17 protein-coding genes are annotated in these 18225 nt (G+C 59.0%); 5 read left to right on the top strand and 12 right to left on the bottom strand.

Annotated features, from left to right (window positions below; all coding sequences use genetic code 11):
- Window positions 1-29: 29 nt before the first annotated feature.
- Together rho and trxA are read right to left on the bottom strand one after the other, a co-directional pair.
- Window positions 30-1289 carry a transcription termination factor Rho gene (rho, locus tag D3Z90_RS25650; protein WP_038615733.1) on the bottom strand — a complete coding sequence of 420 codons (1260 nt, stop codon included), beginning with the start codon at window positions 1287-1289 and terminating at the stop codon, window positions 30-32.
- A gap of 229 nt (window positions 1290-1518) precedes the next feature.
- The gene (trxA, locus tag D3Z90_RS25655; protein WP_136478672.1) at window positions 1519-1848 is read right to left on the bottom strand and encodes a thioredoxin TrxA; all 330 of its coding nucleotides are present in this window, start codon (window positions 1846-1848) and stop codon (window positions 1519-1521) included.
- 242 nt (window positions 1849-2090) lie between these two features.
- On the opposite strand from trxA, the gene ppx reads away from it, so the two are divergent.
- Window positions 2091-3593: an exopolyphosphatase gene (gene ppx / locus D3Z90_RS25660; RefSeq protein ID WP_136479046.1), complete on the top strand. Its 1503-nt coding sequence runs from the start codon at window positions 2091-2093 to the stop codon at window positions 3591-3593.
- On the opposite strand, the gene ppk1 is transcribed toward ppx, so the two are convergent.
- On the bottom strand, window positions 3580-5760 hold the full coding sequence (gene ppk1 / locus D3Z90_RS25665; RefSeq protein ID WP_371922341.1) for a polyphosphate kinase 1: 2181 nt from the start codon (window positions 5758-5760) through the stop codon (window positions 3580-3582). The genes ppx and ppk1 overlap by 14 nt on opposite strands.
- 82 nt (window positions 5761-5842) lie before the next feature.
- Complete coding sequence (gene hemB, locus D3Z90_RS25670; RefSeq protein WP_136478674.1) at window positions 5843-6853, bottom strand: porphobilinogen synthase; 1011 nt, start codon at window positions 6851-6853, stop codon at window positions 5843-5845.
- Window positions 6854-7060: 207 nt separating this feature from the next.
- Between hemB and D3Z90_RS25675 the strand changes: the two genes are divergently transcribed.
- Both D3Z90_RS25675 and elbB read left to right on the top strand, forming a co-directional pair.
- Entirely contained in the window at window positions 7061-7699 is a 639-nt protein-coding gene (locus D3Z90_RS25675) for a DedA family protein (protein ID WP_136478675.1), read from the top strand.
- Between the two features lie 101 nt (window positions 7700-7800).
- Window positions 7801-8466: an isoprenoid biosynthesis glyoxalase ElbB gene (elbB, locus tag D3Z90_RS25680; protein WP_136478676.1), complete on the top strand. Its 666-nt coding sequence runs from the start codon at window positions 7801-7803 to the stop codon at window positions 8464-8466.
- Between the two features lie 8 nt (window positions 8467-8474).
- On the opposite strand, the gene D3Z90_RS25685 is transcribed toward elbB, so the two are convergent.
- From D3Z90_RS25685 to D3Z90_RS25705, 5 genes are all read right to left on the bottom strand, one after another.
- Window positions 8475-8924, bottom strand: coding sequence for a YaiI/YqxD family protein (locus tag D3Z90_RS25685; protein ID WP_136478677.1), 450 nt, complete (start codon window positions 8922-8924; stop codon window positions 8475-8477).
- Window positions 8925-8983: 59 nt separating this feature from the next.
- Window positions 8984-10882, bottom strand: coding sequence for an FTR1 family protein (locus tag D3Z90_RS25690; RefSeq protein ID WP_136478678.1), 1899 nt, complete (start codon window positions 10880-10882; stop codon window positions 8984-8986).
- A 181-nt stretch (window positions 10883-11063) separates the two neighbouring features.
- Complete coding sequence (locus D3Z90_RS25695; RefSeq protein WP_136478679.1) at window positions 11064-11696, bottom strand: LysE family transporter; 633 nt, start codon at window positions 11694-11696, stop codon at window positions 11064-11066.
- 85 nt (window positions 11697-11781) lie between these two features.
- Window positions 11782-12369, bottom strand: coding sequence for a mechanosensitive ion channel family protein (locus D3Z90_RS25700; RefSeq protein WP_136479047.1), 588 nt, complete (start codon window positions 12367-12369; stop codon window positions 11782-11784).
- Window positions 12369-14279: an ATP-binding cassette domain-containing protein gene (locus D3Z90_RS25705; protein ID WP_136478680.1), complete on the bottom strand. Its 1911-nt coding sequence runs from the start codon at window positions 14277-14279 to the stop codon at window positions 12369-12371. Before D3Z90_RS25705 ends, D3Z90_RS25700 begins: the two co-directional genes overlap by 1 nt.
- A 50-nt stretch (window positions 14280-14329) precedes the next feature.
- Between D3Z90_RS25705 and D3Z90_RS25710 the strand changes: the two genes are divergently transcribed.
- Entirely contained in the window at window positions 14330-14812 is a 483-nt protein-coding gene (locus tag D3Z90_RS25710; RefSeq protein ID WP_136478681.1) for a TIGR02444 family protein, read from the top strand.
- Here D3Z90_RS25710 and D3Z90_RS25715 read toward each other — a convergent pair.
- On the bottom strand, window positions 14788-15900 hold the full coding sequence (locus tag D3Z90_RS25715) for an AlgP family protein (protein WP_136478682.1): 1113 nt from the start codon (window positions 15898-15900) through the stop codon (window positions 14788-14790). The two genes, D3Z90_RS25710 and D3Z90_RS25715, sit on opposite strands and share 25 nt — an antisense overlap.
- Before the next feature lie 227 nt (window positions 15901-16127).
- On the opposite strand from D3Z90_RS25715, the gene D3Z90_RS25725 reads away from it, so the two are divergent.
- Window positions 16128-16793, top strand: a complete 666-nt coding sequence (locus D3Z90_RS25725) for an FKBP-type peptidyl-prolyl cis-trans isomerase (RefSeq protein WP_136478684.1) — start codon at window positions 16128-16130, stop codon at window positions 16791-16793.
- Between the two features lie 16 nt (window positions 16794-16809).
- Here D3Z90_RS25725 and rsd read toward each other — a convergent pair whose 3' ends face one another.
- Entirely contained in the window at window positions 16810-17280 is a 471-nt protein-coding gene (gene rsd, locus D3Z90_RS25730) for a sigma D regulator (RefSeq protein WP_136478685.1), read from the bottom strand.
- A 222-nt stretch (window positions 17281-17502) separates the two neighbouring features.
- Entirely contained in the window at window positions 17503-18021 is a 519-nt protein-coding gene (locus D3Z90_RS25735) for a disulfide bond formation protein B (RefSeq protein ID WP_136478686.1), read from the bottom strand.
- Window positions 18022-18225 lie beyond the last annotated feature (204 nt).

The following is an 18225-nucleotide window of genomic DNA, read 5'->3' on the forward strand; positions in this document are numbered from 1 at the left end:
TTGCCCCGGCTCTTGCGCAACGCACTCGTTTACTTGCGCTTCATCGACAAGAAGAACTCGTCGTTGGTCTTGGTCTGTTTGAGCTTGTCGATCAGGAACTCGATGGCAGCAACTTCATCCATCGGGTGCAGCAGCTTGCGCAGAATCCACATGCGCTGCAGTTCGTCGTCAGCGGTAAGCAGCTCTTCGCGACGGGTACCCGAACGGTTGATGTTGATAGCCGGGAAGACACGCTTCTCGGCGATCTTGCGGTCCAGCGGCAGTTCCATGTTGCCGGTACCCTTGAACTCTTCGTAGATCACTTCGTCCATCTTCGAGCCGGTTTCAACCAGCGCGGTGGCGATAATGGTCAGCGAGCCGCCTTCTTCGATGTTACGAGCAGCACCGAAGAAACGCTTTGGTTTCTCCAGGGCGTGAGCATCGACACCACCCGTCAGGACCTTGCCGGAACTCGGGATCACGGTGTTGTAGGCACGGGCCAGACGCGTGATCGAATCGAGCAGGATGACCACGTCTTTCTTGTGCTCAACCAGGCGCTTGGCCTTCTCGATAACCATTTCGGCAACCTGCACGTGGCGGGTTGGCGGTTCGTCGAAGGTGGAGGCAACCACTTCGCCGCGCACGGTGCGCTGCATTTCGGTTACTTCTTCCGGACGCTCATCGATCAGCAGAACGATAAGGTGGCACTCGGGATTGTTACGCGTGATGTTGGCCGCGATGTTCTGCAGCATGATGGTCTTGCCCGCCTTCGGCGGAGCGACGATCAGGCCACGCTGGCCTTTGCCGATCGGGGCGCAGAGGTCGATAACCCGACCGGTGAGGTCTTCGGTGGAACCGTTACCGGCTTCCATCTTCAGGCGCTTGTTAGGAAACAGCGGCGTCAGGTTTTCGAACAGAATCTTGTTCTTTGCGTTTTCCGGCCGGTCGAAGTTGATGGTATCGACTTTCAGCAGGGCGAAATAACGCTCGCCTTCTTTTGGCGGGCGGATCTTACCGACAATGGTGTCGCCGGTACGCAGGTTGAAACGACGGATCTGGCTTGGCGAGACATAGATGTCGTCCGGACCGGCCAGATAAGAAGCATCAGCAGAGCGCAGGAAGCCGAAACCGTCCTGGAGAATCTCCAGCACGCCGTCACCGGAGATTTCCTCGCCGCTTTTCGCATGCTTTTTCAACAGGGAGAAAATCACATCTTGCTTGCGCGAACGGGCCATATTTTCTATGCCCATCTGTTCGGCCATTTCGAGCAGATCGGTAATCGGCTTTTGCTTGAGTTCAGTCAGGTTCATAAGGGGAATGACGTAATCATGTAAGAAGGGGAAATTAAGCTTCTGGCTTAATGAAGCCACGCCGCAAAGAAGGCGACAGGATCGCGTACTGATTCGAATTAGGGATGCGTCGGCGACGGCGTGCAGAGGGCACTGAAAAAACAGTGCGAGGCCGAATGTAACACCTGCTTTTTCTGCCGTCTAGTCATCAGGCAAAGAAAAGCCCCGGAGAATACGGGGCTTTTATGACTCAGATATTGGCGTCCAGGAAGGCTGCCAACTGAGACTTGGACAACGCGCCGACCTTGGTGGCCTCGACGTTGCCGTTCTTGAACAGCATCAGCGTCGGGATGCCACGCACGCCGTGCTTGGCCGGAGTTTCCTGGTTTTCGTCGATGTTCAGCTTGGCGACGGTCAGTTTGCCCTGGTAGGTAGCGGCGATATCGTCCAGAACCGGAGCGATCATTTTGCAAGGGCCGCACCATTCAGCCCAGTAGTCGACCAGCACCGGGCCTTCAGCCTTCAGTACATCGGCTTCGAAGGAGGCGTCAGTGACGTGTTTGATAAGATCGCTGCTCATGGAAGTCTCCAAGGTCGTAAGCAAAAAAACGTGGCCCATCATAGCTGCACCTGCGGCTTACAGGAAGTCGCGGACGATTGAGTGTAACTATAGTTGTGCATGACCGCGCATATCACCGCTGTCACAGGAAAGTCATATTTCCTCATTCAACCTGCCTTGCATCAAGCCTTGATACGCTGCGCGTTGGCGTCAGCCCAGGATCGTGGCAGGATTGCCGGGTTATCGACCGAGAAGCCATGATCATGCCGCAAACCACAGCCAAGAATCTTTCCTTGATCGCTGCCATCGACTTGGGCTCCAACAGTTTCCATATGGTTGTGGCCAAGGCCCACCATACCGAGATCCGCATTCTTGAGCGCCTCGGCGAGAAGGTCCAACTGGCCGCAGGCATCAACGAAGAACGCCAGCTGAATGAAGAGTCCATGCAACGCGGCCTGGACTGCCTCAAACGCTTCGCCCAACTGATCAGCGGCATGCCCGACGGTGCGGTGCGTATCGTCGGCACCAACGCTTTGCGCGAAGCGCGTAACCGTGGCGAGTTCATCCGCCGTGCCGAAGAGATTCTCGGGCATCCGGTAGAAGTGATTTCCGGGCGTGAAGAGGCCCGACTCATCTATCTGGGCGTGTCCCACACCCTGGCCGACACCCCCGGCAAACGCCTGGTCGCCGATATCGGCGGTGGCAGTACCGAATTCATTATTGGTCAACGCTTCGAGCCACTGCTGCGCGAAAGCCTGCAAATGGGCTGCGTCAGCTATACGCAGCGCTACTTCCGTGACGGCAAGATCACCCCCGCACGCTATGCCCAGGCCTATACAGCCGCGCGCCTGGAGTTAATGAGCATTGAAAACGCCCTGCACCGCCTGACCTGGGACGAGGCCATCGGCTCATCCGGGACCATCCGCGCCATCGGCCTGGCCCTCAAGTCGGGCGGCATGGGCAACGGCGAAGTCAACGCCGAAGGCTTGGCGTGGCTCAAGCGCAAGCTATTCAAGTTGGGCGACTCCGAAAAGATCGACTTCGAGGGCGTCAAACCGGATCGCCGCACCATTTTCCCTGCGGGCCTGGCGATTCTCGAGGCCATATTCGACGCACTGGAACTGCAACGCATGGACCATTGCGATGGTGCTCTGCGCGAAGGTGTGCTCTATGACCTACTGGGTCGTCATCACCACGAAGACGTCCGTGAGCGTACTCTGTCTTCGCTGATGGAGCGCTACCACGTCGACCAGGGCCAAGCCGCCCGAGTCGAACGCAAAGCCTTGCACGCCTTTGACCAGGTGGCCAAGGCCTGGGACCTGGAAGAGGGTATCTGGCGCGAATTGCTCGGCTGGGCTGCAAAGGTGCATGAGGTGGGCCTGGACATCGCCCACTATCACTACCACAAGCATGGCGCCTACCTGATCGAGCACTCGGACCTGGCAGGCTTCTCCCGAGAAGATCAGCAAATGCTCGCGTTGCTGGTGCGCGGCCACCGCCGCAACATTCCCAAGGACAAGTTCGCCGATTTCGGCGAAGACGGCGCCAAGCTGATTCGCCTGTGCGTGCTGCTGCGCTTCGCGATCCTGTTCCACCACATCCGTGGCACCCAGCAGATGCCCAAGGTTACCCTGCACGCCAAAGGCGACAGCCTGGATGTAGAGTTCCCGGCGGGCTGGCTGGAAGAGAATCAGCTGACCCAGGCCGACTTCGGCCTGGAGGCGGAGTGGCTGACCCGGGTCGGTTTCGTCCTCAGCGTACGCTGAGGACAGGGTTGCTCAGGCGTTCCAGCAGGGCCGCCTGGGCACTGCGTGGGTTCTGGTTCCCGGTCGGCGTGCTGCGAACATAGCGACCATCGGGCTGCAGGATCCAGGCGTGGGTGTTGTCGGTCAGATACCCCTCCAGCTCCTTCTTCACCCGCAAGATCAGTTTTTTGCCCTCGACCGGAAAGCAAGTCTCGACGCGCTTGTCGAGGTTACGCTCCATCCAGTCAGCACTCGACAGGAACATCTGCTCCTCGCCGCCATTGAGGAAGTAGAACACCCGGGTGTGTTCCAGGAAGCGACCGATGATCGAACGTACCTGAATGTTGTGCGACACCCCGGCAATTCCTGGTCGCAAGCAGCACATGCCACGTACCACCAGGTCGATCCGCACACCCGACTGACTGGCCTTGTACAAGGCGCGGATGATCTTTGGATCGGTCAACGAGTTAAACTTAGCAATGATGTGCGCAGGCTTGCCATCGAGGGCAAACTGGGTTTCACGCGCAATCATGTCGAGCATGCCTTTCTTCAAGGTAAACGGCGCATGCAGCAGCTTTTTCATGCGCAGGGTCTTGCCCATGCCGATCAACTGGCTGAACAACTTGCCGACGTCTTCGCACAGCGCATCATCGGAGGTCAGCAGGCTGTAGTCGGTATACAGCCGGGCGTTGCCGGCGTGGTAGTTACCGGTACCCAAGTGCGCATAGCGAACGATCTCACCCGCTTCGCGACGCAAAATCAGCATCATCTTGGCGTGAGTCTTGAAGCCAACCACCCCGTAGATCACCACGGCCCCGGCCGCCTGCAGGCGGCTGGCGAGTTGCAGGTTGGACTCTTCGTCGAACCGCGCGCGCAATTCGATCACCGCAGTGACTTCCTTGCCGTTACGCGCCGCATCGACCAGCGCGTCGACGATCTCCGAGTTGGCACCACTGCGGTACAGGGTCTGGCGTACGGCCAGAACGTTGGGGTCCTTGGCGGCCTGACGCAGCAGATCGACCACGGGTGTAAACGATTCAAACGGGTGCATGAGCAGGATGTCCTGCTTTCCGACCACGCTGAAAATGTTCTCGGCGTTCTGCAGCAGCTTGGGAATCGCTGGCGTGAACGGGGTGTACTGCAATTCTGGGTGACTATCCAGGCCAGTAATGCTGAACAGTCGAGTCAGGTTGACCGGACCATTGACCTGATACAACTCACTTTCGCTCAGGTTGAACTGCTTGAGCAGGTAATCCGAGAGATGTTTGGGGCAGGTGTCTGCCACTTCCAGGCGCACCGCATCACCGTACCGACGCGAGAACAACTCGCCACGCAGGGCACGCGCCAGGTCTTCGACGTCTTCGGAATCGAGCGCCAGATCGGCGTTACGGGTCAGGCGGAACTGATAGCAACCCTTTACCTTCATGCCTTGGAACAGGTCGTCAGCGTGAGCATGGATCATCGACGACAGGAAGACATAGTTGGCGCCTGGGCCTCCAACATCTTCCGGCACTTTGATTACCCGCGGCAGCAGACGCGGCGCCGGTATGATCGCCAGGCCAGAATCGCGGCCAAAGGCGTCCACACCTTCAAGCTCGACGATGAAGTTCAGGCTCTTGTTCACCAGCAACGGGAACGGGTGTGTCGGGTCGAGGCCGATTGGCGTGATGATCGGCGCGATCTCATCGCGGAAGAAGCGCCGCACCCAGGCCTTGAGCTTGGTGTTCCAATGGCGGCGACGAATGAAGCGAATTTGGTGCTTCTCCAGCTCTGGCAGCAGCACATCGTTGAGAATCGCATACTGGCGATCAACTTCGCTGTGCACCACTTCGCTGATGCGCGCCAACGCCTGGTGAGGTTGCAGGCCGTCAGCGCCGGCCTGCTCACGGGCAAAGGTGATTTGCTTTTTCAGGCCCGCTACACGAATTTCGAAGAACTCATCCAGGTTACTGGAAAAGATCAGCAGGAACTTCAACCGCTCCAGCAATGGGTAGTTCTCATCCAGCGCCTGCTCCAGCACGCGAATGTTGAACTGCAGTTGCGACAGCTCACGGTGAATGTACAGGCTGCTGTCATCCAGACCCGGAATGGCGATGGCGGGTGCCGCCGGGGCCGGTGAAGGCGCGGGCGCCTCTACTTCGACTACCGGCTCGGGCACTGCAGCAGGCTCCGGCGGCGTTTCGAGCATCTGCTCCGGCACGGAATGAGCTTGCTTCATTTCGACATCACTACTCTGTACTTCGTTATTCATCTAGCGTTCCTGAAGGGCGTTACTGCCCTCTCATCAATTGAGCAGCGCGAACAGCGAAATAGGTCAGGATGCCATCAGCTCCTGCCCGTTTAAAGGCCGTGAGGGATTCCAGGATCACGCCTTCACTGAGCCAGCCGTTCTGGATCGCGGCCATGTGCATGGCGTACTCGCCACTGACTTGATAGACAAAGGTCGGGACCTTGAATTCATCCTTGACCCGGTAAAGGATATCCAGATACGGCATGCCTGGCTTGACCATGACCATATCAGCGCCTTCAGCCAAGTCTGCAGCCACTTCATGCAGGGCTTCCTGACTGTTGGCCGGGTCCATCTGGTAAGAGGCCTTGTTGGCCTTGCCCAGGTTCAACGCAGAGCCGACTGCATCGCGGAACGGACCATAATAGGCGCTGGCGTACTTGGCCGAGTAAGCCATGATACGAACGTTGACGTGACCGGCCAGCTCCAGTGCCTCGCGAATAGCCTGGATACGGCCATCCATCATGTCCGAAGGGGCGACAACCTGAGCACCGGCTTCGGCATGCGACAGCGCCTGACGCACGAGCGCATCGACGGTGATGTCGTTCTGCACATAACCTTCGTCGTCGAGAATACCGTCCTGGCCGTGAGTGGTGAACGGATCAAGGGCTACGTCGGTAATTACACCCAGCTCCGGGAAACGTTCACGCAGAGCTCGGGTGGCACGCTGGGCAATACCCTCCGGGTTCCAGGCTTCAGCACCGTCCAGCGACTTTTTCTCTGTTGGCGTGACCGGGAACAAGGCCAGGGCAGGAATGCCCAAATTCACCCACTCCTGTGCAGCTTCCAACAACAGGTCGATGCTCAAGCGCTCTACACCTGGCATCGAGGCAACTTCCTCGCGGCGATTTTCGCCATCCAGGACAAACACCGGCAGGATCAAATCATCGACGGTCAGTACGTTTTCGCGAACCAGACGACGGGAAAAATCGTCACGACGGTTGCGACGCAGACGGGTGGCAGGAAACAAACGGTTAGCGGGGGTAAAGCTCACGGCAGACTCCTGAGCCCGCGCAGGCGGGCGAGCGCGACAGTTATAAGCGCTCATTATGACGCTTGAATGACAGCCAGGGACAACCCTGCGACTTGAGGACGCAGTTATTGTCCTAGCAGGAAATGTTCACGTCGAGACACATTTGGACACTTTCCCCAAAGGCCACGAAGGGTTAGGCTGCGCGTTCATTTCGCCAGCACCCAGAAAATGCTCCAACAATTCCTGCAGGATTTCGGCTACTTTGCCCTTTTTCTCGGTACGTTTTTCGAAGGTGAGACCATCCTGGTTCTCGCAGGCTTCCTTGCGTTCCGCGGATACATGGATATCAACCTGGTGGTCCTGGTGGCCTTCTTCGGCAGTTATGCCGGTGACCAGCTCTGGTATTTCATGGGGCGCAAGCACGGGCGTAAGCTGCTGGCGCGCAAACCACGCTGGCAACTGATGGGCGACAAGGCCCTCGAGCACATCCGTCGGCATCCGGACATCTGGGTCCTGAGTTTCCGCTTCGTCTATGGCTTGCGTACCGTTATGCCGGTCGCCATCGGCCTGTCCGGCTACCCCCCACGGCGCTATCTGCTGCTCAACGGCATCGGCGCGGCAGTCTGGGCCTTGGCTTTGGGCACCGCCGCCTACCATTTCGGCGCCATTCTCGAAGGCCTGCTGGGTAACGTGAAAAAATACGAGCTGTGGGTACTCGGCGGCCTGTTGGCCTTTGGCGGGTGCCTGTGGCTGCGTCGGCGCTTCAAGGCCGCGCGCGTTGCCCGCAAGGAAGCTGCCGCGTTGCTGGCTGAACAAGCAGAGCAGAGCAAACCGCCAGCCCCCGATCAAGACAACGATCGTCCTTGACCTGCAGCAAGTGAACACTCGGCGCGGATTACGATCCAAACTCTGTGGCGACATTTGCCAATTTATAGGACATTGAGCACCTCGACTCGGGAGTAGTGAGAATGACAAAAAAAGTTGCAGTGATTCTTTCCGGCTGTGGTGTGTACGACGGCGCCGAAATCCACGAAAGTGTGATTACCCTGCTGCGCCTGGACCAACGCGGCGCACAGGTGCAATGCTTTGCTCCGAACATTGCCCAAATGCACGTAATCAATCATCTGACCGGCGAAGAAATGCCTGAGTCGCGCAATGTCCTGCTGGAGTCGGCGCGCATCGCCCGCGGCGAAATCAAGGACCTGCGAGAAGCCGATGCCAAAGACTTCGACGCACTGATCGTACCGGGTGGTTTTGGCGCGGCAAAAAACCTGTCCAACTTCGCCGTTGAAGGCCCTGGTTGCACCGTTCACCCTGATGTTCTGGCCTTGGCCGAGGCATTTGCCGAAGCCGGCAAGCCGGTGGGGTTGATCTGTATCTCCCCTGCCCTGGCGGCGAAAATCTACGGCCCCGGCGTGGTCTGCACCATTGGCAACGATGCTGACACCAGCGCCGCCATCGTCAAGATGGGCGGCACGCACGAGGAGTGCGATGTTCATGACATCGTCGAAGACACTCAGCGCAAGTTGGTCACCACCCCGGCCTACATGACGGCAAAGTCGATCAGCGAAGCCGCTGGCGGCATCTACAAGCTGGTTGACCGCGTACTAGAGCTGACTCACGAAAACGACTGAGTTCGATATCAGCGCGCCAGACGCGTGAGGATGCGGTCCAGGGCGTTGGAGAATGCCTGCTTTTCACGATCGCCGTAAGGCGCCTGACCACCACCGACCTGCCCCTGCTCTCGCAGGTCGGTGAACAGATTGCGTACCGCCAGACGCTCGCCCATGTTGCGCTCATCGAACTCGCGCCCGCGCGGATCAAGACAGGCCACGCCCTTTTTCACCAGCCGATCGGCAAGCGGTACATCACTACAGATCACCAGCTCGCCCGGCACAGCATGTTCGACCAGGTAATCGTCGGCGGCATCCGGACCACTGGGCACAACGATCAATCTGACACAGGCAAATGCAGGCTTGATCTGACTCTGGCCAGCCACCAGTACCACTTCGAGCTGGCGCTTGAGGGCGAATTTGACGACCTGATCCTTGGCCGCCTTGGGACAGGCATCGGCATCAATCCAGACACGCATGACAAAAATTCCAACAAGAACGGACGGTCAGTATCCCCGCTCGCCCGTTCAGCTTCAAATCAACCCGCCGAAACCCGTTGCTTCTCGGCCAGGCGGCTGCGCCCGTAGAGTACGACGATTGCAAGCAACGCTACTGCTTGCGCGGTCAGCGAGTACGCATCAGCGTGGATACCCAGCCAATCGAAATCGAAGAACGCCACCGGACGAGTTCCGATCACGCCGGCCTCCTGCAAGGCCTTGACGCCGTGGCCGGCAAATACCACCGACAAGGCGCACAGCAACGCGGCGTTGATGCTGAAGAACAACGACAGGGGCAGCTTCGCCGAACCACGCAGAATCACCCAGGCCAGGCCAATGAGCAGGACCAACGCCGTGGCACCACCCGCTAGCACCGCCTGATGCCCAGCGGGACCAGCCTGCAGCCACAGGGTTTCGTAGAACAGAATCACTTCGAACAACTCGCGATAAACCGAGAAGAACGCCAGCAAGGCAAAACCGAAACGCCCTCCGCCGCTCAGCAGGCTGCTCTTGATGTAATTCTGCCAGGCAGCTGCATGCCGACGATCGTGCATCCATACGCCCAACCACAGGACCATGACGCTGGCAAACAGCGCCGTACAGCCTTCAAGGAGCTCACGCTGGGCACCACCAACGTCAATCACATAGGCCGCAAGGGCCCAGGTGCCAAAACCGGCCAGCAATGCCAGGATCCAACCGATGTTGACGCTGCGCACCGCCGACTGTTGACCGGTATTGCGCAAAAAGGCCAGGATCGCCGCCAGCACCAGAATCGCTTCCAGGCCTTCGCGCAGCAGAATCAGCAGGCCGGAAATGAAACTCAAGGTCCAGCTCAAGCCGTCTCCACCGAGCAAATCCGCAGCTTCCTTCAGCTTGCCTTTGGCCACCTCCAGGCGCTGTTTGACCTGGTCGAGACCCAAGCCATCCTGCAACGCCTGGCGGTACGCCATCAGCGACTTCTCAGTGTCTTTGCGTACGTTGGCATCGACGTTGTCCAATGAGCTTTCGACCAACTCAAAGCCTTCCAGGTAGGCTGCAACAGACAGGTCGTAGGCCTGCTCGTGATCACCCGCCTCGAAGGCCGCCAGGCTCTTGTCCAGCGTCGTTGCGGTGTAGTCGAGCAACTGCCCCGGGCCCCGCTGGACCTGCGGCGGCTGGGCGCGCTGCGCACGGAATACCGCCGCGGCCTCTGGACCTTGGGCGGCATCGACCTCGGCAGGCGTCTGGCGAGCCAGATCAGCGAGGTTGAAGGTTGTGTCGCCCTTGGCCTTGGTCGGGTCGGCAGTAAAACTTGCGATGTAAGTGGCCAAGTCCCAACGCTGACGCTCGTCGAGCTGGTCGGCAAACGACGGCATGTCGGTGCCCTCGATGCCTTGTCCCAGCGTATTGAACAAATCGAACAAACTCAGACGGGACAGACGTTCGCTGCTGCGCAGGTTGGCCGGCGGCGGCTCAAGGCCCACACCTGCCGGACCATCACCGGCGCCGGTGTCGCCATGACAAACCGAGCACTGCTGGGCATACAACGGTGCGCCACGGGAAGCATCGGGCGTGATCAGAGGGGCCTGACTGACTTCATAGGCTACGGCCAACTGCGCGCCAAGCTGGCGCGCCTGATGGGCGACGCTGGCGCCCTCTTGATGCTGAACAATGGCCTGGCGCAGATTGATCACGCCCTGCTCCAGCGCTCGCTGCTCGGCGCGTGCCGGCAGTCCGCTGATCAGGCCTTGCAATACATCGGTAAATTCCAGCTGCTCGCGGTACTCCCCATCGTCCACGACCTTGCCCGCCTCTACCGTTGCCGGATAGTCGGCACCGATGTAGCCAATCAGGTGCAACGCTTTGGCGGCATCATCGACAGAGTCGGCCAGAAGCGCGGTACTACTCAGAGCCAGTAGCGGCCAGAGTAACCAGGCAAGCAAACGGGAGCAGGGAATCATGAGCCAATCTCAAATAACAATGCGAGGTATTGCATTGTTCACTTCCAATGGCCATCGCTCAAGGATTACCCGGCAATCTCAGTAAAAATTAGTGACAATTTCATCTCCAAGCAAAAAAGACGACCCGAAGGTCGCCTTTTCTACCAATGCGGCACTTACCGCGATGAAACGTGCCTGCGCCTCAGACCGGCGCCCGGCGGATGGTCGCCAGCAGTGTGGCAGCGCCCAGGAACAACCCGGCGAAGGTGCGGTTCATGCGGCGCTGTTGCTTTGGCGTACGCAGCAAACGCAAGACTCGCGCCGCCAGGCCGGTGTAGCCGGCCATGACCAGCAGATCGACAGTAATCATGGTCGCGGTGATGATCAGATACTGAGGCAGCAAAGGCGAATGGGGATTGATGAACTGCGGCAACACCGCCAGCATGAAAATCAGCGCCTTGGGGTTGCTGACATTAACCAGAAAGCCGCGAAACACCAGGCTCAACGGCTTGCCGATTGGCCGCACGGCAGACTCGTCGCTCAGGTCAGCCGGCAAGGCACGCCATTGTTTGACGGCAAGGTAGACCAGATAGGCAACGCCGAACCATTTGATTACCTGGAACGCGGTAGCAGAAGCCGCCAGCACGGCGCCGACACCTGCCGCAATGATCGCAATCTGCAGAACCAGGCCCAGTTGCAGGCCCAGGGCGTTCCAGTAGCCACGCCAGAAACCGTACTGCAGCCCACACGACATCGAGGCAATAGCCCCAGCGCCCGGCGAGAGACTGATCACCCAGCAAGCGGCAAAAAATGCCAACCACGTTTCCAACGACATCGCACACCTCGCCCATAGCTTTGTTACAAAGCTTTAAGCTAGTGTGCTGGCGAAAAAATCACCACGGTTTTTTTCAGTTCGCCGATCAATTGCCTGAGGTTTTGTCTTCGCCCACCAACGGTACGAACTCAGCCCCACGCCAACGCCGTACCGACTTCTGAAAAAATTGGCTGTTGGGCACCTGAACGATGGCCCCGCCAGCTTCGGGCAACTCGATCAATGTCGTGAACAGCAGGTTGATAGCCACTACCCGACCTTTAACGCCGGGCTTGTCGATGGTCTCGACCAACTCCACTACGTCGCCAATGCGAAACGGTCCGACGGTGAAGATCAGCACGGCACACAGCAGGTTCGACAGCACACTCCACATGGCGAAGAACGCTACGGCGGCCACCGCGACAAAGCCGGACAAGGCCGTCCAGAGCACCGTGGCGGAAACGCCCAGGCGCTCGAGCACGAAGACCAGCGCACTGCCCATGATCAACCAGCGCAAACCGCCCCGCACCGGCATCATTAGTTCCGGTGGCAATGGATAACGCTCGCCCAGACGTTTGAGACAGCGCCCAACCAGGCGCTGCAACACAAAAGCGGCGCAGAGGATCAGAAGAATCTGCAGCCCCAACCAGAACGGTGCGATCCATTCTGGCGGTACCGGCAACTGCAAGGACGTTATCAAGACAACGCCTCCAGCTCCGCCTGCATGGTCTCCAGCTCCTCGAGGGCGGCCATCCAGGCTTCTTCCAATTCTGCCTCGCGAACTTTGAGCTTGGCCTGTTGGGCCAGCAGGTCGCGCAGCTCATCCTTGCGGGCTGCTTCATAGAGCGCGCTGTCACCCAGGCTTGCATCGACCTTCGCCAACTGTTCGTGCAAGGTGCCCAGTTCACGCTCAAGTTTGTCGGCTTCGCGCTTGTGGGGCGCCAGTTGCTGACGCAGTGCCGCAGCAGCCTGACGCTGGGCTTTCTTGTCAGTCTTGTCGGCGTTGACCGGCGCAGTACTGACAGGTGCATTGCGCTGGCGGTACTCGACCAGCCAACGGCTGTAGTCATCAAGGTCGCCATCGAAGGTTTCGACTTTACCGTCAGCTACCAGCAAGAAGTCATCGGTGGTGCTCTTGAGCAGGTGGCGATCGTGAGATACCACCAGCACTGCGCCACTGAACTCCTGCAGGGCCATGGTCAGCGCCAGGCGCATTTCCAGGTCCAGGTGGTTGGTCGGTTCGTCGAGCAACAGCAGGTTGGGTCGCTCCCAAGCGATCAATGCCAGCGCCAGGCGGGCCTTTTCGCCACCGGAGAAATTAAGCACCGGCTCGTCGATGCGGTTACCCCGGAAGTCAAAGCCACCGAGGAAATCGCGCAATGTCTGTTCGCGCTCGGTCGGGGCCAGGCGTTGCAGGTGCAGCAAGGGACTGGCTTTGTTATCCAGCGAGTCGAGTTGGTGCTGGGCGAAGTAGCCGACCGACAGGTTTTCACCGCGCACCAAGCGCCCGCTCAGCGGCTCGAGCTCGCCCGCAAGGTTTTTGATCAGGGTCGATTTACCCGCGCCGTTGGGGCCGAGCAAACCGATGCGCGCACCCGGCGTGAGCTGCAACTTGACCTTCTCAAGGATGGTCTTGTCACCATAGCCCAAGCGGCCCTCGGAGAGATCGAGCAAGGGGCTGGAGATTTTTTCCGACTCACGGAAAACGAAGTCGAACGGGGAATCCACATGCGCCGCCGACAGCTCCTCCATGCGCTCCAGGGCCTTGATCCGGCTCTGCGCCTGACGTGCCTTGGTAGCCTGGGCCTTGAACCTGGCGATGTACTTTTCCATGTGCGCACGTTGCGCCTGCTGCTTCTCGTAGGCCTGTTGCTGCTGGGCCAGGCGCTCGGCACGGGTGCGCTCGAATGCCGTGTAGCCACCGCGGTAAAGCGTCAGCTTGCACTGTTCGACGTGGGCCACATGATCGACAACCGCATCGAGAAAATCGCGGTCGTGGGAAATCAGCAACAGAGTGCCCGGATAGCTCTTGAGCCAGTCTTCCAGCCAAAGGATCGCATCCAGATCCAAGTGGTTGGTCGGCTCGTCGAGCAGCAACAAGTCGGAAGGACACATCAACGCCTGGGCCAGGTTCAGACGCATCCGCCAGCCGCCGGAAAAGTCGCCGACCCGGCGATCCATCTGCTCGTTGGTGAAGCCGAGGCCGGCCAGCAGCTTGCGCGCACGCGCATCGGCAGTATAGCCATCGGCGCTATCGAGTTCGATATGCAGGCGCGCCAGCGCCGTACCGTCATGGGCGGCTTCGGCGGCGGCGAGATCGGCCTGGACCTTGCGCAGGCGCAGGTCACCATCGAGCACATAGTCGACCGCAAGGCTGTCGAGCGTATCGACCTCCTGACGCATGTGTGCAATACGCCAGTCGGCCGGCAGCTGACAATCGCCCGAGTCAGGCGTCAGCTCTCCGCGCAACAAGGCGAACAGGCTGGATTTACCGGCGCCATTGGCACCGATCAGGCCGGCCTTGTGACCGGCGTGCAGGGTTAACTCAGCGCCTTCTAGCAGGCGCTGGGGACCACGCTGTAAAGTGAGGTTCGATAGTCTGATCATAATGGCCGCGGAGTCTACCAGCTTCGTCGGCAACTGGCGCGAGTAGGACCATGCACACCGACCTGTGGAATTTTGCCTTGAAAGTCTACGCCCGCCCAGGGGTAGAAACAGCGTGTTTGCAATGGCAAGACCTGGGTGGCGATGTGTGCCTGCTGCTGTGTGCGGCATGGCTCAATTCACGTGGTGCTCAAGCCAGCGAGCAACGCATGCAGGCACTGCGTGAAGTGGCCGAAACCTGGCAGAAAGAGGTGACCGGGCCGTTACGCAGCTTGCGCCGGCAATGGCGACAGGCAGCCATTGAGGACTCGCAGTTGGCGCGCTTGCGCGAACAAGTGAAAGGCTTGGAGTTGGAAGCAGAGCGGGTGTTGCTGGAGCGCCTGCAAATCGCCAGTGAAGGCTGGTGCTCAGCAACCGGAGCCGAGAGCGACTGGTTGCACTACCTGGCGCCAAGGGACGTCGGTTTGCATCACGACGCGCTGGATACGTTGCGCGCCGTGATGCTGTCGACTCAGGACGCCGAAGACGGAGTCTGAGTTGGTGCCACCGACGCTGCCGGCGTAGTCGGCGCGGCGGCTGCCGGAGCCGCAGCTGCTGGCGTAGACACGGACGCTGCTGGCGCAGGCGTCGCTGCAGGCTTGGCTACAGCTGGTTGTGCTGCTGGCTTGGCAGGTGCCTTTGCAGCAGGCTTGGCCGCAGCTCGGGCAGGTGCTTTGGCCGCAGCAGGCTTGGCCGCGGGTTTGGCTGGCGCTTTTGCTGCTGCAGGTTTGGCCGCAGGCTTGGCTGGCGTTTTTGCCGCAACTGGCTTGGCCGCAGCTTTGGCTGGTGCTTTCGCTGCCACGGGTTTGGCCGCTGCCTTGACTGGAGCTTTAGCCGCTGCCGGCTTGGCCGCAGCTTTGGCTGGCGCTTTCGCTGCTGCAGGTTTGGCCGCAGCCCTGGCTGGAGCTTTGGCTGCTACTGGCTTGGCTGCTGGCTTGGCCGCAGGTTTTGCAGCTGCTGTCCGTGCCGCAGGTTTGGCGGTGGCTTTTGCTGCTGCAGGCTTGGCCGGCGCTTTCGCGGCAACAGGTTTTGCAGCTGCGGTTTTAGCCGCAGGCTTGGTGGCCGCTTTGGCCGCTGCCGGCTTGGCAGCAACGTTACGCGCAGGCGCTTTTGCTGCAGGTTTGGCAGCGGGTTTGCTTGCAGCCTTGGCTACTGGCTTGGCAGCAACAGGCGCTGGTTTGGCCGCGCGCTGAGTCAGCGCTTTGCCAGCAGCCTCCTTGACCTTGCCAACGCCTTGGGCAAGTTTCAGGCTTTCCTGAGCATCACGTTTGAGCTGCAGGATGTAAGTGCGAGTCTGCGACTGACGCTCTTTGAGCGAGTCGAGCAATTCTTCCAGTTCAGCGGCTGCGGATTTGGCCTTGGCCTGAGCCTTGGACTTTCCGGACTTGGCAGCATCCTGCAATTTAAGACGAGACTTATGCAGTTTTTCTTGAGCCTTGCCGCGTTGTTTTTCCAACTTGGCGAGCAGCTTTTCTGCATCAGCCAGCGCTTGCGAGCAGGCAGTTTCCAAATGTTCGAGCAGGCTGCCCGAGAGTTGCTGGAGCAGGTGCAACGGAGTATTTACTGGCTTCTTATTGGCCGACATGATTTACCTCCTGGCTGACGAGAGTGCGGCTCATACTATGCTTCTGCTGCTACCGCCGCTAGGCCATGTTGACAGTATTAAAGGCGCCGCGTTGCATGCCTGGGCAAAGTTGTTATCGCTGCAGCTGGAATCAAGTGTAGATGCTTCACAAAGTGTTGCTGATATTTACACGGTAGTCGTAGACGATCGCTGGCATACTTTATTTCCACTGAAGCAGGAGTGAGCCAGTGTCGCGTCATCTAGTGTTAGCTCTTTTTCTATTGCCGGCAACGCTCATGGCCGCGCCTGCCAACACCCCGGAAAACGAACATGATCTGGCCTACAGCCTGGGCGCAAGCCTCGGTGAACGCCTGCGTACAGAAGTTCCTGACCTGCAGTTGGACGCGTTGCTCGAAGGACTAAGCCAGGCCTATCAAAACAAGCCGTTGGCGCTGAGCAAAGAACGCATTGCAGTAATACTCAGCGAACATGAAACCCGGGCCAATGAAGCAGTGCTACAAGCACAAAGTGAACAGATGCTGGCTGCAGAAAAACGTTTTCTCGCCACTGAACGTGCGCGTGCAGGTGTGCGCGAATTAGCCGCAGGCATTCTGGCAACAGAATTGGTGAAAGGTAGCGGACCCAAACCCACAGCGACCGGTAAAGTCCAGGTGCGTTATGTCGGCAAGTTGCCTGACGGCACACTCTTCGATCAGAATCAACAGCCGCAATGGTTCAAATTGGACAGTGTGATCGAGGGGTGGCAAGTAGCATTGCCCGAAATGGCAACCGGTTCGAAATGGCGTTTGGTAATTCCTTCGGCGCAGGCTTATGGCCCCGAAGGCGCGGGCGACTTGATTGCGCCCTACACGCCATTGGTGTTCGAGATCGAACTGATTGAAGTGGCCGACTGACGCGTCGGCCCATCGATCAGGCCTGCACGGCGCCTTCTTCGCTATGGGCGTTGTGCAGTACTTCGATCAGGCAGTCTTCCAGCTCGAAGCGCTCATGCAGCAAGCTGCCCAGCTCACTAAGTTTTTTCGCGAAACGCTCGGGGTCGTTGCAGTTGCCCTTGTCGCAATGATCGTTGAACGCCGAAGCAATTTCAGTGGTCGCGTCGATGCGCGGACTGATCTGCTGGGCTAGCTCAAGGCCGCGTGTGTCGCCAAATGCCTTGGCTTCACTGACCAACTGCTCGCTGACTTCGAAATGCCAGGCCGAAACATAGTCGACCAACACTGCACAGAAGTCCCGGCTTTTGTCCTTGTCGGCGAAGGCAGGCTTGGCATCACGTAACTCACGGAAGGCTGTCACCAGCTCTGCGCGCTCTTCCAACCAGCGGTCAATGAGCTTATGGACCCCACCCCAGCGTTCCTGAGCATTCTGACAACTATCTAGCATGGCGATCTCATCCCTTCTGGGTAATGCCCCTGCCCCCGCTCGCAAAAGTGCAGAGCATAGGTCGTTGGCAGGGCAGCATCGAGCAGCTGTATTTTCGGTATGCGTGCAGGGAGATTATTCCCGTGCGCCCTTGGCTTCAAGGTACGCAGACGACAAAGTTCATACAAGTGTTTAATACCACTTGCCGGTGCCACTGGTCGTTTGCAGGCGTGCTCGCGTGCTTCAGTTTTTTGCCAGATGACGAATCAGCAGATGCCTGTAGGCCAACAGGCGAACGAGCAGCAGCGCGGCCAGCAGTACAAACACCAGCAAGCTCCACTCAGGAACGGTCAAGTCGAGAAAGCTCCAGGTGATAGGTACGCATTCCGGGCTGCCAAGCAGCATGGCTTTGATTACCTGCCCCAGGGGCATATTGGCGACGAAATATTCCATCGATGGCTGGCAGCCAACGTTGGAAAGTGGTGAGCCCTGCAACCAAACGTGTCTGGCTGCCAAGAGCGCACCGGCAGTAGCGAAGAACAGCCCCAGGGCCGCATAGATCCGTGAACCAGACCACCCCGGTGCCTGCACTACCGCACACAGACAGACCAATGCAAAACCGCCCAGGCATATGCGCTGGCTGTAACACAACGGACACGGCTGCAGCGCCAACCCCCATTCCAGATAAAAGGCCACAGCCAGCATCAGCGCCGAGACCAGCAACGCCGGAAGGAACATTGAACGCAAGCAGGCCGACGGCATGGGAGTTCCGGGATCGAGAAGGACAGGCTTTAACGGTAGAGGAAAGCGGTACCTTGTTTCAAGGCGCGACAAATAGGGCAAGTCCCTGAGTGCAAAGGGAATATTCCGAGAGAAGACTTGAAGTTTTACCTACCACTGTCAGACGGGAGCGTGAGAGTGTGTAGGCATTTTCTCTGCAGCCTTGAGCACGCGCACTGGCGCATG

This window comes from Pseudomonas sp. DG56-2 (assembly GCF_004803755.1).
In the GTDB taxonomy this organism is placed as follows: domain Bacteria; phylum Pseudomonadota; class Gammaproteobacteria; order Pseudomonadales; family Pseudomonadaceae; genus Aquipseudomonas; species Aquipseudomonas auratipiscis.

Coding starts and splice junctions, on each gene's coding strand:
- rho (WP_038615733.1), bottom strand. CDS start 1,289: ATGAACCTGACTGAACTCAAGCAAAAGCCGATTACCGATCTGCTCGAA.
- trxA (WP_136478672.1), bottom strand. CDS start 1,848: ATGAGCAGCGATCTTATCAAACACGTCACTGACGCCTCCTTCGAAGCC.
- ppx (WP_136479046.1), top strand. CDS start 2,091: ATGCCGCAAACCACAGCCAAGAATCTTTCCTTGATCGCTGCCATCGAC.
- ppk1 (WP_371922341.1), bottom strand. CDS start 5,760: ATGCTCGAAACGCCGCCGGAGCCTGCTGCAGTGCCCGAGCCGGTAGTC.
- D3Z90_RS25675 (WP_136478675.1), top strand. CDS start 7,061: ATGCTCCAACAATTCCTGCAGGATTTCGGCTACTTTGCCCTTTTTCTC.
- elbB (WP_136478676.1), top strand. CDS start 7,801: ATGACAAAAAAAGTTGCAGTGATTCTTTCCGGCTGTGGTGTGTACGAC.
- D3Z90_RS25685 (WP_136478677.1), bottom strand. CDS start 8,924: ATGCGTGTCTGGATTGATGCCGATGCCTGTCCCAAGGCGGCCAAGGAT.
- D3Z90_RS25690 (WP_136478678.1), bottom strand. CDS start 10,882: ATGATTCCCTGCTCCCGTTTGCTTGCCTGGTTACTCTGGCCGCTACTG.
- D3Z90_RS25695 (WP_136478679.1), bottom strand. CDS start 11,696: ATGTCGTTGGAAACGTGGTTGGCATTTTTTGCCGCTTGCTGGGTGATC.
- D3Z90_RS25705 (WP_136478680.1), bottom strand. CDS start 14,279: ATGATCAGACTATCGAACCTCACTTTACAGCGTGGTCCCCAGCGCCTG.
- D3Z90_RS25710 (WP_136478681.1), top strand. CDS start 14,330: ATGCACACCGACCTGTGGAATTTTGCCTTGAAAGTCTACGCCCGCCCA.
- D3Z90_RS25715 (WP_136478682.1), bottom strand. CDS start 15,900: ATGTCGGCCAATAAGAAGCCAGTAAATACTCCGTTGCACCTGCTCCAG.
- rsd (WP_136478685.1), bottom strand. CDS start 17,280: ATGCTAGATAGTTGTCAGAATGCTCAGGAACGCTGGGGTGGGGTCCAT.
- D3Z90_RS25735 (WP_136478686.1), bottom strand. CDS start 18,021: ATGCCGTCGGCCTGCTTGCGTTCAATGTTCCTTCCGGCGTTGCTGGTC.